Source organism: Paenibacillus sp. FSL W7-1279 (assembly GCF_037969845.1).
In the GTDB taxonomy this organism is placed as follows: Bacteria; Bacillota; Bacilli; order Paenibacillales; family Paenibacillaceae; genus Paenibacillus_AQ.
The window spans coordinates 720,370-735,636 of sequence record NZ_CP150215.1; the positions used below are offsets into that span (position 1 = coordinate 720,370).

At 50.1% G+C, this 15,267-nt stretch carries 15 protein-coding genes; 3 read left to right on the forward strand and 12 right to left on the reverse strand.

Annotated features, from left to right (window positions below; genetic code table 11):
* Nucleotides 1-10: 10 nt before the first annotated feature.
* Nucleotides 11-595: a nitroreductase gene (locus MKY82_RS03030; RefSeq protein WP_071222219.1), complete on the forward strand. Its 585-nt coding sequence runs from the start codon at nt 11-13 to the stop codon at nt 593-595.
* Nucleotides 596-696: 101 nt separating this feature from the next.
* Nucleotides 697-1,068 carry a hypothetical protein gene (locus MKY82_RS03035; protein WP_339221380.1) on the forward strand — a complete coding sequence of 124 codons (372 nt, stop codon included), beginning with the start codon at nt 697-699 and terminating at the stop codon, nt 1,066-1,068.
* Nucleotides 1,069-1,170: 102 nt separating this feature from the next.
* Here the strand turns inward: MKY82_RS03035 and MKY82_RS03040 are convergent, their stop codons facing one another.
* Nucleotides 1,171-1,362, reverse strand: a complete 192-nt coding sequence (locus MKY82_RS03040) for a hypothetical protein (protein ID WP_194540686.1) — start codon at nt 1,360-1,362, stop codon at nt 1,171-1,173.
* Between the two features lie 208 nt (nt 1,363-1,570).
* On the opposite strand from MKY82_RS03040, the gene MKY82_RS03045 reads away from it, so the two are divergent.
* Nucleotides 1,571-2,401, forward strand: coding sequence for an aldo/keto reductase (locus MKY82_RS03045; RefSeq protein WP_071222216.1), 831 nt, complete (start codon nt 1,571-1,573; stop codon nt 2,399-2,401).
* A gap of 96 nt (nt 2,402-2,497) precedes the next feature.
* Here MKY82_RS03045 and MKY82_RS03050 read toward each other — a convergent pair whose 3' ends face one another.
* The 11 genes from MKY82_RS03050 to MKY82_RS03100 form a co-directional block, all read right to left on the reverse strand.
* Nucleotides 2,498-3,079 (reverse strand): PadR family transcriptional regulator, encoded by a 582-nt coding sequence (locus MKY82_RS03050; RefSeq protein ID WP_194540687.1) that lies wholly within the window; start codon nt 3,077-3,079, stop codon nt 2,498-2,500.
* A 4-nt stretch (nt 3,080-3,083) separates the two neighbouring features.
* On the reverse strand, nt 3,084-4,586 hold the full coding sequence (locus MKY82_RS03055) for an MDR family MFS transporter (RefSeq protein WP_339295464.1): 1,503 nt from the start codon (nt 4,584-4,586) through the stop codon (nt 3,084-3,086).
* A gap of 245 nt (nt 4,587-4,831) precedes the next feature.
* Complete coding sequence (locus tag MKY82_RS03060; protein WP_220686725.1) at nt 4,832-5,239, reverse strand: VOC family protein; 408 nt, start codon at nt 5,237-5,239, stop codon at nt 4,832-4,834.
* A 269-nt stretch (nt 5,240-5,508) separates the two neighbouring features.
* Nucleotides 5,509-7,980 carry a UvrD-helicase domain-containing protein gene (locus MKY82_RS03065; protein WP_339295465.1) on the reverse strand — a complete coding sequence of 824 codons (2,472 nt, stop codon included), beginning with the start codon at nt 7,978-7,980 and terminating at the stop codon, nt 5,509-5,511.
* 171 nt (nt 7,981-8,151) lie between these two features.
* A complete protein-coding gene (locus MKY82_RS03070; protein ID WP_220686723.1) occupies nt 8,152-8,595 on the reverse strand; it encodes a hypothetical protein in 444 nt (147 codons plus the stop codon).
* A 320-nt stretch (nt 8,596-8,915) separates the two neighbouring features.
* A complete protein-coding gene (locus MKY82_RS03075; protein WP_339295466.1) occupies nt 8,916-10,166 on the reverse strand; it encodes an anti-sigma factor in 1,251 nt (416 codons plus the stop codon).
* Nucleotides 10,163-10,663 (reverse strand): sigma-70 family RNA polymerase sigma factor, encoded by a 501-nt coding sequence (locus tag MKY82_RS03080; RefSeq protein WP_220686721.1) that lies wholly within the window; start codon nt 10,661-10,663, stop codon nt 10,163-10,165. Before MKY82_RS03080 ends, MKY82_RS03075 begins: the two co-directional genes overlap by 4 nt.
* A 205-nt stretch (nt 10,664-10,868) precedes the next feature.
* The gene (locus MKY82_RS03085) at nt 10,869-11,495 is read right to left on the reverse strand and encodes a hypothetical protein (protein ID WP_339295467.1); all 627 of its coding nucleotides are present in this window, start codon (nt 11,493-11,495) and stop codon (nt 10,869-10,871) included.
* Between the two features lie 170 nt (nt 11,496-11,665).
* Complete coding sequence (locus tag MKY82_RS03090; protein ID WP_194540694.1) at nt 11,666-12,793, reverse strand: glycosyltransferase family 39 protein; 1,128 nt, start codon at nt 12,791-12,793, stop codon at nt 11,666-11,668.
* A gap of 150 nt (nt 12,794-12,943) precedes the next feature.
* Nucleotides 12,944-13,174: a hypothetical protein gene (locus tag MKY82_RS03095; RefSeq protein WP_194540695.1), complete on the reverse strand. Its 231-nt coding sequence runs from the start codon at nt 13,172-13,174 to the stop codon at nt 12,944-12,946.
* Between the two features lie 98 nt (nt 13,175-13,272).
* On the reverse strand, nt 13,273-15,129 hold the full coding sequence (locus MKY82_RS03100; RefSeq protein ID WP_194540696.1) for a diguanylate cyclase: 1,857 nt from the start codon (nt 15,127-15,129) through the stop codon (nt 13,273-13,275).
* Nucleotides 15,130-15,267 lie beyond the last annotated feature (138 nt).

Below are 15,267 nucleotides of genomic sequence, written 5' to 3' on the forward strand. Positions count from 1 at the left end.
GAAATCAGATATGAACGTAAGTGAAGCGATCCGAACGCGCCGCAGCCTTGGCAAGGTCAAGCCTGATGCCGTACCGCAGGAATGGATTGAACAAATCGTAGAAGCAGGTACCTGGGCGCCGAATCACAAGCTCACGGAGCCGTGGAAATTTTTTGTTATGCAAGGTGAGGGCCGTGATGTGCTCGGCAACGCGCTTGGTGACATTCAGGCGGCAGGCGGCGATGATACGAGTGAAGAGGCTGTAAATGCAGCACGCGAGTCGGGACGTACGAAGGCATACCGGGCTCCGGTTGTCATCGGTGTGGCGGTCGAACCGTCCACGGACCCCAAGGTGATTGAACTTGAAGAGTACGGAGCGGTATTTGCCGCCATTCAAAATATGCTTCTGCAAATTCATGAGCTTGGTCTGGGTGCCGTGTGGAGAACAGGCGAGCCGTGTTTCCATACGCTGATGAACCAAGCGTTCGGATTGAAGCCTGAAGATAAAATGCTGGGTTTCCTGTACATCGGATATCCGGATATGGAACCTAAGCAGGGGAAACGTCAACCGGCAGCGAACAAAACGGTATGGCTCAATAGTGCCGCAGACCTGTAGTTGATCTACCCTACGCCGCAAAAATCCGGTATAATGAACCCTAAGTTTGCCTAAAGGGTGTTACGGCATCCGGGCGATTGACACTAGGGGAGTGTACGTGGATGAAATTTCGGTTCAAGCAGTGGGATCTGGGGAGCAAGTTGATTTTTATAGCCACCTGTTTAGCGATAGCTTCTTTCTTTTTTAAATGGCTGGATATCGGCGTGGCTGCAGAGAATGGTTTCTTGCAGGGCGGCGTGTTTTTCATCGTATGTTTCATCTATCCATTTTTGAAAGTGGTTCGCGAGAAGAAGATGAACAAGATCATAGCATACGCCTTTGCGCTGGTCGCTATTTTTTTGACAATGATGTACGTGTCATCCAAGACCGTAGATTTTTTTGGAGAGACGATAAGAGGGGCAGCGGCGGGGCCGTATCTGTTCTTGGCGTCATGCGGACTGCTGAGCTTCGGTATTTTTAGCCGCAAGTTCTAGTCTCGCTGCGCAGTCTTTTGCATAAGAGTGATAGGAATGAAGGGCTGAACCCGGAGGTGACATACCTCCGAGAGGGATGGCCCTTTTTCTATATGAGACGGATCACCTCTGGGTGAGCAGGACAAAGCCGCTGATGGACACCGCGTAAATGATTAACAGCACCACAGCGTACTTTTTGGCACGGATGTTCAAGTTGAAGGCGGCGGTGAGTCCGTTATTGATTAAATTACCGATGTATAGAATGAGTATGAGCGCGAGTGCGGTGATCGCACCGATGAGCGTAACGGTTTCCATAGGTTTGTGAATCCTCCTGTTTAAGCTGCTAATGTTGTATCAGATATAACCATTGTAACGGACGAAGTTTAAACCCCGGTTAAATGTAGTTAAAAAAATGAAGGCAGCCCTGGCAAGTGGTGTAACGTTGAGCGGGATACTGGGGTTTTGATATACTGGAGAAAGCGGCTTTACAACCGCTGCATTACATAATAGGAGGGATTTCAGAATGGCCAATCAAACTTTTACCGATGGACCTACTTTGAATGATGGCGTAAAAATGCCGTGGCTGGGTCTTGGCGTATGGAAGACCAAAGAAGGCGAAGAGGTTATTCAGTCCGTAAAATCAGCAATCGCTGCAGGGTACCGCAGCATTGATACTGCTGCCATCTACGGCAATGAAGAGGGCGTAGGGCAAGCCATTCGCGAATCCGGAGTTTCGCGGGACGAGCTGTTCATCACCACCAAAGTGTGGAACGATGACCAGGGGTATGAGAAGACGCTGCAAGCTTTTGAGACGAGCCGCAAGAAGCTCGGGCTGGATATCGTTGATTTGTATCTCGTGCACTGGCCGGGAAAAGATAAATACCTCGACACGTGGAAGGCATTGATTCACTTGCAAAAAGAAGGACTTGTTCGTTCCATCGGCGTCAGCAACTTCCAGATCCGCCACTTGCAGCATATCATCGAGGACACAGGTGTTGTACCGGTTGTGAACCAAGTCGAATTGCATCCGCTGCTCTCCCAGAAGGAGCTGCTGGGATTTGCACGCGAGAACCAGATCGTCCTGGAGGCGTGGAGTCCGTTGATGCAGGGCAATCTGGATCAACCGGTCCTCGCGCAGATTGCGGAGAAATACGGAAAAACCACGGCGCAAGTCATTCTGCGCTGGGATATTCAGAACGGCGTCATCGTCATTCCGAAATCGGTGAAGGAGCATCGCATCCGCGAAAATGCCGGCATCTTCGATTTCGAGCTTTCGGCGGAAGATATGGCAGCCATTGACGGCTTGAACCAAAACAAACGTTTTGGCTCCAATCCGGATGAATTCCTGTTCTAAATTTTGCATTTATATAAAAAGAGCGAGCCCAACCCGGAATGAGGGAAGTGCTCGCTCTTTTTGCGTCAATTATCAGGATGGAGAGGCCTCTTACAGTTACTGTTCTTTGGGTCCATCCTCCGGAAACAACGGTTCGCCGATCGTGCCGAGGTTTCCCTGCACTAGGTCTTCGTTCAATCTTTTTAACCAGTTCAGGTCGGTCTTGGCATGTTCGTACATCCCGATCATCAGGTGCTGGGTGCTGCGGGGTACGATATGCTGGTGTTCCACGTATAATTGATATGCCTGGTTCACCCGATGCTCTGCCTCCCGGATACGGGACTGCAAGATCGGGGCCAGAACGGCCGGATCCGCGTGTCGCGAGAAAGGCAGGGCAATATAGAGCGGGTGGTGTACGGGCTCGATGTCCCTGAATTTCTTGAGCAGCAGCTGCTCAAAAAGCTTGCGTCCGGCATCCGTGATCCGGTAGATGGTTTTGTCCGGGCGGCTATCGCTCTGTATGGTTTCCACTGCTTTGATATATCCGTCCTCGGCAAGCCGGTCTACCGCGTAATAAAGAGAGCCCATCTGCAGCTTCGTATACTGATCCATGCCGCGATCCTTCATTTTGATCCGGATCTCGTACGGATGATGGTCTCCTTCCAGCAGCAAGCCCAGGATGGCCAGCTTCATCGACATGCCATTAGGCTCCCTTGGCCTTGGCAGGTACGGTCACTCGTTCGTTGCCCATCATCAGCACGAACACGAGAGCCAGCACCGCAGGCACAAGCGCCCACAAGAACGTATTCGAAATGGAATCCGCCAAGGAGGCCGTGATCTGTTCACGTACGTTCGGCGGGAGCTGGCCCATCACTTCAGGTGAAAGCACAGCATCTGCATTTAACTCGGCACCGGCGGGCGCGTTTCCTCCGGCTTCCGCGAGTCGGCTGTTGAGGCCGTTGCGCTGGATAATCCCGAAGATCGTAATCCCCACCGTCATGCCGAAGGAGCGAAGGAAGGAGTTCGTTGATGTGGCTGCGCCGCGCTGTCTGGCATCAAAGTTATGGATGGAGGCCATGCTGAGCGTGGAGAACGAGAATCCGACGCCAAAGCCGGTCAGGATCATGAAAACCGTCAACAGGTAGCGCGGCGTATCCGGGCTTATCGTGCTCAGGCAGAAAATGCCTGCAATAAAGCACAAGACGGACAGAATCATGATGTTTCTAAACGAAGTCCGGGTCGTCAGCATACCGCCGCCCTGGCTGCCGACTACACTGCCGAGCATCATCGGCATCAGAATGAGGCCCGAATTGGTTGCTGATCCACCGTACACTCCGCTAACAAAGATCGGGATGTAGATCGTTGCCACGATGAAGGTTGCTCCATAGAACAAGGCAACGATATTGCTGGAGGCAAACAGCCGTTTACGAAACATTTGAAACGAAATAATGGGTTCGGCTGCCCGGGTCTCTGCCAATAGAAACACAAAAAACAGAGCAATGAATCCACCGAACAAGCCCAGAATTTGCGGTGAATCCCATGCATAGGTTTGCCCGCCCAGTTCCAGACCGAACATCAAACAGATGATCGCGCCTACAAGCGTTGCAGCCCCCGTCCAGTCAATCTTTTGTTTGGCATGGGAACGGGACTCCTTGTAGGAAGTCATGATGAAGATAAAGGATACGATACCGATTGGCACGTTGACATAGAATATCCATTCCCAGCCGATGCTGTCGGTAATAAAAGCGCCCAGCAGCGGTCCCATAATGCTGGAGGTGCCGAATACGGCACCGAGCAAACCCGTCATTTTACCGCGCTTCTCCGGCGGGAACAGGTCGAACACGATGGTAAACGCAATCGGCATAAGAGCACCGCCGCCGATTCCTTGAATCGCCCGGTAAATAATAAGCTCTGTCATGTTGTTCGCCATCCCGCAAAGAGCGGAACCGATCAGAAAGACAACCAACCCGAATATAAAGAACCGCTTCCGTCCATACATATCGGATAACTTACCGAAGATCGGTGTACCGGCCATAACGGCAACCATGTAGATCGAGGTTACCCAAACGACTTGGTCGAAGCCCTGAAGATCGCGGATAATCGTCGATAAGGCAGTGGCTACAATCGTGTTATCGATGGCGGCCATGAAGATGCCGAGCAGCAGACCGGCCACGACCAATTTGATGTTGCTTTGTTGTGCATTCATGTTAAGGATACTCCTTTTCCATATTCAACTATGTACATATTATTCAAATTTGAATAATTCGGTGGTTATATTGTAGCCGGATTAACAGATGTTGGCAAGATGTTTAATGGCACGGCCTTTCTCAACATTCTGCACAAGAAAAAACAAGGCCAACCCTGATTTACGGGATGACCTTGCGATAATAAGGAGTCAGCTGCCGGAATACTTTCGCGTTAAGACGCGCTGCCAGCTGTGCCAGTTAGGACCTAGCAGTTCATCTGCGGCGATTTGGGATCCAGCTGCATGAATTCGATCCGGTTGCCGTCCGGGTCCCTGGCCCAGCACTGCCAGTTGAAGTCTTTTCCTTGAACCGGCTCGGCGTCCAGCTTCACGCCCTGATTGCGGAGATGCTCCGCGATGTGCTCGATGTCTTCCACCTCAAGGCAGAGATGGGAGAATCCGACGGGCCGATTTACATGCTCCGGTTTATTTTGCCCACCGTAAAACAACTCGATAAATTGTCCCTCGCATACCTTAATGTACTCGATCCACGGCTCACCCTGGTCGTTAGGGATATCAAAAGCACGGGTGAAACCAAGCACATCGCAGTAAAAATGCAGGGACTTCTCCATATCGGCTACGTCAAACGCCAGATGGGCAATTCCTTTAATCATGACGGCATTCCTCCTCGGTATGTATCAAAGCATGAGATAAGATGATTTCTTAAGTCCATTGTAACGCATTATGTATACGCTTCCATATTTATATGTAAAATCGGGAAATTAAAACAATGGAGAGAAAAGGACCGACCTGATACGTTCGCTGAAGAACGATAGGGGTCAGTCCTTTTTGTATATTGGATAACGTCTTACAAGCATATGGATGAATGATGGCAGCAAAATGAACGATGTCATTGTTTGCGGTAATTCCGGTAACTAGCTCCTTAACGCCTAATGTGCACCGGAACCTCTTTGCGCCCCTGCTTCATGGGCGACTGGCATAAAGGACAGGCCTTGCTCTCCCGATTCCGTGTGCCTGCAGGGATTCTTGCGTTGACCCGCTGCCAGCCTTTGCAATTGGCGCTGGTGCATAACCACACGTCGACGATCTCTGTCCCGGCGGATGCAGCCTGATGCTGTGGGCTCGGAGCGGAGCCTGAATCTGAACCGATTCGTTGGCTCCTCTGACTGGTTGTTGTGCTCACCATTGCCCGCCCAGCAGAAGAGGGCAGGGAAGAGCGCTTGGTTGAGGTTGAGGTTGAGGTCTCTATGCGGATCGTGCGTTTAGCCGTAAAGGATGTACGGGGCGTTGACCCGCCGACCTTGTTTGGTATACGGTTGCCTTGTTTGCTCAGCTCGTCCGTGACGAACACATCGCGGAAGAAGCGGGAAACCTCCGCTTTACGTCCCCGGTAAAAGCCAGGCGAACTGACAATCAATTCATCCCGTGCCCTGGTGATAGCGACATAAGCTAATCTGCGCTCCTCTTCCAGTGCATCCAGCGCCTTATCCTCCTTGTCCGACAGCGGACGCTGATCGTCCCTGCGCTCGGCTTCTAAAGCGGACGTATGCGGGAGAATGCCCTCGCTCGCCCCGATCAGGCATACCGAGGGAAACTCCAGCCCTTTGGATTTATGGATCGTCATTAAGCGGACGGCATCGGCCTGCTCGTCCCGTTTCATGGCCGCCATTTCCTTATGAATGACGATCAGCCGATCGACAAATTCAACGAACTCAGCGATATCGCCAAAACGCTTCGCCGAGGCCTCCAATTCATCCAGGCCTTCCTGTATGAATTCCTTATGGAGGGTGATCTCCTGACGTTCGTCTGCCTCCAGAAACTTGTCGTAGAATTGCCGCCTCATTTCCTGTACGGCTTGAAGGGGCTCCATCGCCTTTAATCCCTTTATGAGCTTAGTGCGATCTCTAATATTCTCGATCTGGAAGTCCTTCAGGCCGGGAAAGGATAGAAGATGCGATAGAGGCCCCTTCTTGGGACGCGGAGCATCCTGCTGCCGGATGAACGCCATCCCTTTGTCCCGGTTCATGTACAGCGTATGAAGCATGCCCTCCATCGCCGTGAAATTGCGCCGGTCCAGCGACAGCCGCAGATGGTCCATGAGCGGTTTGACAATCCACTGCTCGTAGAACAGATCTCCGTTCTCGTAATGAATGAACGGAATTTCCCGCATCACGAGCTGTTCGAAAATCGCCCGGCTGTTGTTTGCGATTCGGTATAGAATCGCATGATCGCGGTACTGTTTTCCGTGCTCCCGGACCTGTTCGGTAATATGGGTCAGCAGCAGCTCCGCTTCTTGGTCGGGATCACCTGGACGAAGATACAGCGGTACGCTGCTGCTCTTGCGGGTAGAGCGCAGCTGCTTGGGACGGCGGCGTTCGTTGACACGGATAATTTCATTTCCCAGCCCGACGATCGACGAGAGGGATCGATAGTTGATATCCAGCGTCACCACCTTGGCCCCGGGAAACGTCTGGTCGAATTCCAGAATGAATTCGTTACGCGCGCCATTGAAGCCGTAGATGGTCTGGTCATCGTCACCGACAACCATCAGGTTGCGATGCGGGGCGACCATCTTCTTCAGCAGCTCATAGGGCAGCAGCCCGGTATCTTGAAACTCGTCGACCATCACATAACGGTACCGCCTTTGAAGGGAAGCCAGCAATCCGGGATCCTGCGCCAGCAGACGGTAGGACAAAACCAGAATATCATCGAAATCCATCTGGCCGTGTTCTTCCTTCCACGCCTCATAACGGGCGAAAATTTGCCTTTGCTCGACTTCCGCAGGTGTTTTGACAGGCAGCTCGTCAAGACCGGTCATACTCATTCGATGGGCAGACCAGAGCGATAGCAGTGTCTCGGCTTCGTAGCTGTCCTGCAAGCCCATTTCTCGCAGGATGCGCTTTATAATAAATTGCTGATGCCTGGAGTTGCTCAGGATTTCCTGCCTGTAGCCGCGGGTTCGCAACAAGTATAGGAAGAAGGAATGGAAGGTTCTTGCCGTTACTTTGGCGGTTTCGCTAGCCCGTAACCCGGGAAGCGCCATGATGCGGTCCTTCATCTCGGCTGCCGCTTTGGATGAGAAGGTGACAAGCAGGATGGAAGACGGATCGATCTTCTTGGCCGCAATGAGGTAGCCTGTCCGGCTGACCAGCACGGAGGTCTTCCCGGAGCCGGCGCCTGCAAGCGTAAGCAGCGGTCCTTGCGTATGTCGTACAGCTTGGATTTGGGCGCGGTTCAGCAGCAGCCCTTGTGATTCCAAGCCGCGAAAAAAAGCCGCATCCGGGGCGTCATCGCGGATCAGGTCCTGGCTGTTCTCGAAGGAAGCCAGCTTGGCAAACGGAATATCCTGACGCTCACCGCCGTACGGGCGTTTATAGAAGGGTATGGATGTCATGAATTTCACCAATCATTTCGTATTTCGATTATCGTCCTACCAGTTTACCGGATTCTCGGAAGTCTGGCAAAGCGCAGGATATGGATGAGAGCCGTGAGGCGGGTGCTTGATAGACTGATCACGTTACCCCATTTCATTTAATAGTATAGTTTTGGATTGACCATATAACAGTTACACTAAGTTGCTTGCTGAATGTAGTAGCCTATATTCTATTCCATCGATTTCATAAGTTAGTTCCGGAAGAAACTCCTTGGTAATTATATTTAACGTGTTTTGGTCTATCTCGTTGTATCTAATCTCTGGAATAAAAATGATAAGCGCAAGAATAGAATCCAATAAATCTAAAATAGGTTGCATATACTTCTCTCCATTGCTTGATGTTCTAACCTTATCCAAAATCAAATAAAAGGATTCGCTCGCTAAAGAAATCGGTGGGGCATCCTCGTTTCTTTTAAAATCTCTGAAATGTAGCAATAGTTCATCATTTGTATGCGATTTTATAGTTATATATAAAACCTCGTTGTTCAAATTAAAGCTGGCTTCGGCACCAGCATCTATAACTTTGAATTTTCGAATAAGGCTTTCTCTTGATTGATAGATACGATTTATGAACATAGCATTCTCCCTTTCAATTCTAAATCCTTATTAATCTTGAGATCCTTTATTCGTATAGAGACCGTCTCACTAAATATATCTGGAAAGCATCTGGCAGCACAATCGCTGATCATTCATGACCTAAATCATTTATATGAATAACAAAATCCCGGACTCGAATGTAGGAAGTCCGGGAGATTTGTTACCCCTATGTGATATTGTACATCGTGCGTAATGCTCCATGTGGCACGGTGTGTAATCCGGGGCAGGCTTGGCTGGCTGGGCACCCTTATTCAATGTCAGCACGCATTTAGAAGCAAACGGAATTCGCTAAAAGATCGTCACTCGGTCCAGTTCCACAACCGCACTTCCCCGACCCGCAGGTCATGCACCCAGGATACCTTGCGCAGGGTCAGCAGTTCCTTGACGGGCCCGGTTACGACAGCTCCATACAGGCGAACGCCGTTTTGTTCGATATAAGCTAAGGAAGCGTCCACGTCTACGAACGGAGCCACCCGATTCGCAATGAGCTCGTACTCCTGCAGAAGCCGCAGCGACTTGATGAAGTGTTCATTCCGCAGTTCCCCATCCCCGTAGGTGTCTATAGAAGGGTAATGTCCGCCGCTGGACACGATTTTGCCGAACCAGCCGCGTTTTTCTTCCTGATAAGAGGTTACCGTCAAATCGTCATGATGCCAGACGGGATAAGATGGGAAGCCGACAGGATCGGTGATGACTCCATCATGATCGCCGAATCGGTCATTCGGCCCGGTATCCACGGCAAACCAGACAGGCTCCATGTTCCGGTTCTCGAACTGCTTCAGCAGCTCGTCGGTCGAGAAGAAGCGGTTAAACGATACATAAGCCTCGGCCACGGTACCCTCGGGGAGCTTTGAAAGCCTGGACCAGTCACCGCTCTTGGTGGAGGAGGGTCTGGTGTTCTGTTCTTTTGACTGTTCCTGGGGAGCTCCGTCTTGGTCGACTGAAGACGCCTTCGCTGGGCCGTCCGGTCGGTAGAAAACCCGTGATGGACTACTGCGTTCGTTCCAGTCCATGTTGACGGACGGCAGCCCGAACAGGAAGTTCACGGTATATTCGCCGACGGTCACGCGTTCTTTCCCCACTTTCTTGTCTATATCCCCGTACACCTCCTGCATAAAGAAGACTTTGCCCTGACTGCTTAGTGGAACCTCGATGTTAGGTTGGGAGATCGAGATAGCGGAGGCGATGGCATCCTGATATTTATCGTTTCGGCTCGGGTCGCCGACACCGTAGAATAACGCTGTACCAATTGAGCTAAGGACCGTTATAGCCAGAATTGCCGATATTACTGTCAGCGCATTCGAGATTCGGGCTTTCCATTTGCCCCTGCGAACGATTCGCTTTTCTTTCTTGGGCGAGAGGCCGGTCTGATCGTCAGCTCGCATATGCATAGCGCTATTAGAATTAGAGCTTGTGTTATCCATCATCTCGTTCAAGTAAGTCTGGTATTCCTCCAGCTTCTCCATTTCCCGCTCAATTTCGATTTTTTCCTCGTCAGTCAGCTTGCCATCTGCATAATCCTTCAGCCGCCGTTTAAATTCTTCGCTCATAACATCCCGTCCTTTCGTTTCATTTCCCGCAGCCGCTGCCTGGCCCGAAATAACGTAATTTTGATATGGGATAAGGTGATGCCCATAATATCCGCCGCCTCCTGGTATGTGAATTGATGAAAGTCCACCAGAAGCACCGCTTGCCGCTGCTTTTCCGGAATATCGGTTAACATTTGCCCAATTTCTCTTTGGGCTTCTTGCTGGAGCAGGATGTCCTCCGGGGTATGGCGGTCGATCAGCTGATCGAAAAAAACAGAGTCCCTCACGATGCTGCGGCTGGCCTTCCGCTGATAATCCACATAAGCGTTATGGGCGACTCGAAATAACCATGGCTTGATTCGTTCTTCCTTCCAATCCTCAAGGAACAGGTAAGCGCGATAGAAGGTTTCCTGTACCAGGTCTTCCGCCGTATGGTGATCATAAGAGAGGGAGTACAAGTAACGATAAACGTCCTTTACGTAATATTGATAAACCGATTCAAGACTGTTCAGTTTCATGTCCTCCCCTCTAAGTAAACACACGTTTAACCAGGGCAAAAAGTTACACTTTCGGCAATAAAGTAATGAAGCTGCGATGTAACCCCTTAGTCGCAAAAAGCAAAAGCCCGCCAGATGAGCGGGCTTCAAACGTATATAAGGTGATGTAGGAACTGTAAGAGAGTTGTATTGCTGGCAGTCGCACCTCTTTTTATACCATGCAGCGTTACCTCAATTGAATGTCCGGATCCAACACGATAATTCGCTGTTCATCCAATGCGGTGTTTAGCAGTTCATCCTTCAGCTGCTGCGTGCTGGTTATGACGTCAGGCTGGGTAGACTTGATATCCGTCGTCAGTTTATTCACTAATCGCTCGATCGATAGCATATCCCGATATTCCGGCGGGGAGTAGTCTTCCCAGTATTGATCTTCGCTGATGCCCATCGTATCCAGTATGCGCAAGTGCTGTTCTTGGACCTGCCGCGGCTGGGTTTCGAGCGTCTTCCGAAGCTCCTTGGCCCTTTGAATACCATCCTCCAGATTCGCCGCAACGCCTTGTTCGTTGGCCAATTGAAGCATCAATTCCTTCGTTGCCATTTCTTTAAGGAGCGTAGCGTCATCAGGGAGGGGCGCGGTGCTATGCGCGAGGTTGTTCTTATAGGCAGTTAGATGGGTATGCGTGATGAAGGTGGAGCCGACTTGAACCAGCGCCTGTCCGTTCATGTTGTCGTTCATGCGATGATGCTGGCCCGAGCGATTCGAAGCATCCGTGAAGAAGAGTATGATGCTTACCGTCAGAACGCTGGCCACAGCGATACTGAGAATGGCGATAAATTTACGGTTTATTTTCATACCTGACACCTCTCTTGACAGGGATATATGAAAACGAAGATATAATATAGACGTTTCATCAGCCTGAAAGGTTCTATAACAACGTGAAAAAAACGCCTGAAGGCACAAGATAAAGTGCTTTCAGGCGCAAAAGTTACATGATGATGGAATGACAGGCTTCGCGTTGAAACTTACTTACGAAGCAGGCGGGTCTTATGGGCATAGATAATCGCTTTGTCCGCGAGAAATGCCGCGTAGAGCAGCAGGAAGACCGCATAGGGAAATCCGGTGCCGTCCAGGCTCGGAACCAACCATTCGGCGGCAATAAAATACAGCAGCGTCAGAAGCACCGGGAGCTGCCGTTTCAGATGGTATTTCCAAACCGACCAGATGACGCCGGCAGTCCCGGCAAACAGCATGAGGAGACGGACGGCGTCCAATGCGGATTGCACAACCTTTCTGGCCTCCTCGTTTCCGATCGCTGCCGCATATTTGGAGGTGCGGCCGGCATATATGCTCCGGAAGAGATGAACCAAAGGGTTGCCTTCGATGTATCTCGATTCCAGCCACAGCGAGGCAAGGTTCCACGGACCGGACATATACATCAAACGATTGAAAAGCGGGATGTTCAGCCACCATGGAGATAAGATGAGCAAATAACCTGCGCTAATAAGAAGGAGCCCGCCGGTTACGATTTTGATCGGACTGCGGTACTTGATCCAAAAGGCAATGAACAATACCGGATACAGCAGCGCTTGAAGGTTGTAACAAGCCATAAGCGCTGTAAGCGCGCCGGCAGCTGCGTACCAGCCAGCCTGCTTCAATTCAAGCGCTCCGATGACGGCGCAGACCAGAAGAAGCATTAAGGTTTGCATGGTCGTATCCGGCAGGATTAGCCGGACTGCACCGTAGGCCGGCCAGAACAGAGCGTAGATCATGCATGACAGAAAAGCGATTCGCGTATTAAACATGTAGCGGGACAGTACGAAAACCAAGTATACGGAAAATGCATGGAAGACGCATTGAAGGAGCTGGTAGGCAATCAGGGCGGCATCCATGCTTCCGAATAAGGCGGTAAGTCCGGCAATCATAAGCGGCACACCGGGCATGACGCTGGAAGCATGGTCTTCCAGGTCTCCACCGGGGTGGCTGATCATGGCCGCACTTTGGATATATCGTTCTTCGATCACGCTGCTTATGCTCGGGGAACGTTCATGAAGACCGGTAAGAACCAGCAGACATGACATAACCAGAACCGCTGCAATCAGTATCAGCAGCATCCTTCGCTGCACACGGTTTAACGTCCATATGGAAAACAAAGGGTCCACTCCACTCTTTATATAATCTCTAGGTTTAAATCCGCATTCATCCTCTTCTATATTAAAGAAAAAAAGGTGAAATAAAAAGGCTCCGCTAAAACGGAGCCCATAAGTTCAAGTTACGCTGCAGTGATAAGGTCAGTCCCACTTTTAAAAGCCGCTGTGATACTTATCATTACTGGATGAACGCTTCTTTGACGTCCCGTCCCGCTGCTTCTCTTCCTGGCGCTCCAGTCTGGCGTCTTCCATCGGAATCGGGTCCACATGCTGTTCGCTCTCATGTTGATCGAACAGGCTTTCTTGTTCCGTCGGGTATTGTTCAGGGTGATCCATGTTGCCGGGACCGTTGTGAAGCGGGAGATCCTTTTTCTTGTCAGTCACCGTTTCTCACCTCATTTATCGTTGTGATACTACCTTTATACCTTATTTGGGGAAGTATCAAACATGTAGAGGTGATAATAGGAGGGGCATCGGTCTCTTTAAGACGTCTCCGAACCGGCTGCAGGCTGCTGCTGTGCTTCTGCTTTGAGTCTTAAATAACGAATAAACAGCTCAACAAGCTCCGGATCGAATTGCGTGCCTGAGCAGCGGAGCAATTCCTCAATTCCCTCCTCGAAGGTTTTCGTTTTTTGGTAAGGTCGTTCCGTTGTCATCGCGTCAAAGGAATCGATAATGGTCAGCATCCGGCACAGTTTGGGGATTTGGCTGCCCTTGAAGCCGTGCGGATATCCCCCGCCATCGTATCTTTCATGGTGTAATTCAATATAAGGAACCAGTTCCTTGAACTTCTCGTTCGTTTCCGCGATGCGTTTACCCCAGCTGACATGCCGTTTGACGGTTTCCCATTCACCGGCCGTGAGCTTGTCCCGTTTGTTCAAGATCCCCCAAGGAATCTCAAGCTTGCCGATATCGTGAATGAGTGCACCGAGCACGAAATTGCGTCGTTCCACACTATCAAGCCCGAGCACTTCGCTGATGTCCATGGCATAGCGGAATACCCGTTTGGAGTGTTTGAACGTATCCACATCTTTATACAAGAACAGCTTCAGCTGCTGCTCAATATCGCGGACGTCCTCCGCGAAGTCGATCTCGGATTCTTTTTCGGCGCCGCTCCCGTATACGTGTACATTATTCTTGCCCTGCTTCTTGGCATAGTACAGCGCCTGATCGGCAAGCTCGACGAGCTGTGACTTGTCATGGATGTCAATCCGATAGGACGCAACGCCGGCAGAGAAGGAGAGGCACCCGGATGGGAATATCTCAACGCCGTCAAAATAGGTATCGTTCAATTTTTTGCGGAGCCTGTTAATGAAGGAACGTGCTTTGTTGTCATCGTAACCCGGCATTAGAATCGTGAATTCCTCACCGCCGAAACGAGAGGCCACCACTTCAGCCGTTTCGGATTCCACCTTGAGGTAATTGCCGAGAAATCCGAGCAGCATGTCCCCTTTCAGGTGACCGAATTGATCGTTGTATTTCTTGAAATCATCGATATCGATCATGGCCAGCGACAATGGCGTCTCATTGGCCTTGGCTTTCTTGATCTCGTCCTCCAGTAAACTTTCGAAATAACTGTGATTATACAGGCTCGTCCGTTGATCCTTGATTGCTTTTTCCTGTACCTGTTTATACATTGTGAAGAGCTGTTTGAAAGAATAGGACAGCATCACGCTGAGTCCTATAAACAAGGTTAGTCCGAACACGCCGTTATGTACGATGAGTATGGAGAGAACCAGCGAAAGAATGAGCGTACTAAGGTATACAAGCAGTGTATCTTTTATGAAGGTTTTCAAAATATCATATAACGATCCTTTGTATAGAAGGTAATAGTAGAAACCGACAAGGAATACGTTGATAACAAAATAAACAACCAACGCTGCAAGATACGCACCAAATTGATCATTGTGAATAGGGCCAGCTTGTCCGCCTGCCATTTTGAAAATGAAGGAGGACCCGACGATCATCACGGTATACACAGAGAAATTAACAAAATGCTTCCAGAAGGGGATTTTTCTGTCGTACAGCGCCATGGTAAGGGAGACAAACAGGATGACAGACAGCGCAAACGGTGCTCCATATATAAAGATACACGCCAGGTAAACAGAGGAATCCATAGACTGTAAATTACCCTCTGGCGGCAGCTGGAAGGTGAAGTAATTTAAGATGAGGGCGGCGCCTAACATCGCATAGACCCATACCCACTGTGAAGGAGTATAATGGAAAATCTCCCCTTGTTGCACCAACAGGAAGGTTGAACAGCCCAGAAGAGAAAGAAAAACAAAATACAGCTGTCCCGCTAAGTCTCGAGAGAATCTAGGACGCTTTAATATGGACATAAATGATTTCTCCTCAATAAAATCAATGGTGTATTCTCCACATTTTAAGGTATATTGCGATGCAAAACAACGAAAAAGATATAAAAAAACAGGCTGAATTTTCCAGCCTGTTTTTATGGAAGTCTATTATCCGAATCT